This is a genomic window from Burkholderia sp. Cy-637, assembly GCF_011753175.1.
Taxonomy (GTDB): Bacteria; Pseudomonadota; Gammaproteobacteria; order Burkholderiales; family Burkholderiaceae; genus Burkholderia; species Burkholderia gladioli.
Genome location: NZ_VWWC01000331.1, coordinates 1 through 2,751, shown reverse-complemented (window position 1 = coordinate 2,751; position 2,751 = coordinate 1). Strand labels below are relative to the sequence as shown.

General features: G+C 70.7%; 1 protein-coding gene and 1 pseudogene. Both read left to right on the top strand.

What is annotated here, in order from left to right; translation table 11 throughout:
• Nucleotides 1-299, top strand: a pseudogene (locus F3J10_RS35135) (monooxygenase); the annotation flags it as partial.
• A gap of 304 nt (nucleotides 300-603) precedes the next feature.
• A complete protein-coding gene (locus F3J10_RS35130; RefSeq protein ID WP_167244004.1) occupies nucleotides 604-2,553 on the top strand; it encodes a HAMP domain-containing histidine kinase in 1,950 nt (649 codons plus the stop codon).
• Nucleotides 2,554-2,751: the final 198 nt, after the last annotated feature.

The window sequence follows — 2,751 nt, the reverse complement described above, 5'->3', positions numbered from 1 at the left end:
CGCAGGCCACGCTCGACGGCTCCATCGCAAACCCGGGCTCGACCGCCATCGCCGAGGCCGAGCTCGAGATCTGGCAGGCCCAGGCGGTGGTCATCGAACTCGTGCTCGACGCCACCGGCAGCGTGTTCGACGCGCTCGGCGCCTCGGCGACGCTGCGCGGCAACGGCCTGGACCGCTACTGGCGCAATGCGCGCACCATCGCCTCGCACAACCCGCGCATCTACCGCGAACGCATCGTCGGCGATTTCGCCGTGAACGGCACGCTGCCGCAAGGGCAGTGGCGCATCGGCATCGCCTGAACCCTCGGCAGCCCGAAGCCAGGCCGCCCGGCAAACCGACCGGGCGCGGCAACACACCGGGCTGATTGCGCAGCACCCATCGCCGGCCTCCCCGCCGGCCGAGGCCCATCGCCCCGCTTCGCGAAGCGGGCGCCGCTTCGCGCGCCGCCCGCCCTGCTCGCATCCACCTGCTTTCGGCGTTCCCGGATTCCGCTAATATCGGCGCACAACTGGCCGCCCGGCCGGCTGCCCCGCCGGCACCGCGTCCGGATCGCGGGGCCGGCACCGGCGCGGTCGCCCGGATCCACTGTATGGGTAATGCGCCATGCGCCGATTTTTCTCCCTGAACCCGCTGCCCAGGGCGGGCCTGCGCCAGCTGACGATCCAGCAGAGGATGCGCATCGGCCTCACGCTGGTGGTGGCGATGCTGGCGCTGCTGTGCGGCACGATCCTTGCGAACAGCTACGCGCGCTACCGCCAGGGCAACGCGGACCTCATCGCCTTCGAGCTGGTGCGCATCGCAATGGTGGCCGCCAACCGGGTCTCGGCCGAACGCGGGCCGACCAACGACCAGCTCGCCCACCTGCGCGGCGACGATGCCGTCGAGCGGCGCAACCTCGCCGAGGCACGCGAGCGCTCCGACGCGGCCCTGGCCGCATTCCGCGACGGCCTGGCCCATGCCTCGAATCTCGGGCCGACCGACCCCGAAGGCCTGCGCGGCGCGCTCGATCGGATCATCGAGCGGCTGGCGGCGGCGCGCCGGGAGGTGGACGCCCTGGCCGCGCAACCGAGCGCCGCGCGCACCGAGCGGCAGATCGTGCAACTGCAGGTGCGCCTGTTCGGGATCGTCGACGCGCTCGCGCCGCTGATCGACGACCTGTCCACCCACGCCACGCTCGGCAACCCCGACGTGGCCGGCGCGCTGCTGCTCGCGCGCCTGCTCGGCGACCTGCGCGAATACTCCGGCCGGCTGGGCTCGCTGTTCATCGCGCCGATGTTCCTGCAGCAGCCGCTCGATCGCGATCGGCTCTCGCAGATCATGCTGATGCGCGGGCGCATCGAGCAGTTGCGCTCGCTGATCGCCGGGGCGATGGTGCCGCAGCTCGGCAACACGGCGATCGCGGTCGATTTCATGCGCCTGAACAGCGCGCTCGACAACGGCATCGTGCCGCTGGTCGACCAGACCTTCACCGAGGGCCGCGACGGCCGCTACTCGATGAGCGCCGCCGATTTCTCGCGGCGCATCGTGCCGATGTTCCAACCCTCCGAGCAACTGCGCGATCGCGTGATCGAGTCGGCCCAGGCGCGCGCCACCGCCTATCGCAAGCTGGCGCGCCTGCGCGTGGCGATCTCGATCGTCGCCACCCTGCTCAGCCTCGCGATCCTGTATGCGCTGGTGCGCAGCACGCGCCGCGCCCTGCTGATCCCGCTGGACCACCTGCGCCGCCGCATCATCGCCTTGAGCGAGGGCGACGTCTCGCCGATCGCGGTGCCGGCCGGCGCGAGCCTGGAAATCCGGCATGTCAGCGAGGCGCTCGACACCTTGCGCCGCGCCTATGTCCGCCGCAACGTGCTGGAGCGGCAGCGCGACGACATGCTGACGCTGTTCTCGCACGACATGCGCGCGCCGCTGACCTCGGTGATCGTGCTCGTCAACCAGCCCGACGAGGCGCCGGGCGCCTGCCCGCCCGATTGTGTGCCGCGCGAGCGGCTGGCGCGCATCGACAAGCTCGCGCGCCATACGCTGGCGATGGCCGACGGCTTCGCGCAGATGTCGCGCGCCGAGGCCGGCGAATACGAGCCGGTGCCGGTCAACCTCGCCGACCTGATGAACGAGGCGCGCGACGCGGTCTGGCCGCTCGCGCGCGAGAAGGGAATCGTGATCGACGACGTAGCGCGCCGAGAGGATGCGCTGGTGCGCGGCGACCCGGCGCTGCTCTCGCGCGCGCTGATCAACCTGCTCGCCAATGCCGTCAAGTACAGCGAGGCGCACACGCGCGTCGAATGCTCGGTCGAGCCGAGCGAGGACCGCGCCACCGTGCGCTGCGTGATCCGCGACCACGGCTACGGCATCGATATCGCCGACCAGGCGCGGCTGTTCGAGCGCTACCGGCGCTTCCGCCTCGACGGCCAGCCCGAGACCAAGGGCGTCGGGCTCGGGATGGCCTTCGTCAAGGCGGTGATGGAGCGCCATGCGGGAGAGATCCGCGTGCGCAGCGCGGCCTGGCAGGGCACCACGGTGACGCTGGCGCTGCCGGCGGTCGAGGCGGGCTGAGGCAGCTTGCGGCGCCACTCGGAACATACAAGGCAGCGCGTCGATCCAGCCGTAGGGTGCTAGACGCGTCTGCTATCGACTGCGGATTCAACCCGTCGATGCAACATACTTGGAGCTGCGAAGCGGCAAGGAGTGTTGTCATGAAACAGAGACGGCGGATCTACTATACAGATAGCCAGAAGGCGTTAATGTGGGAGC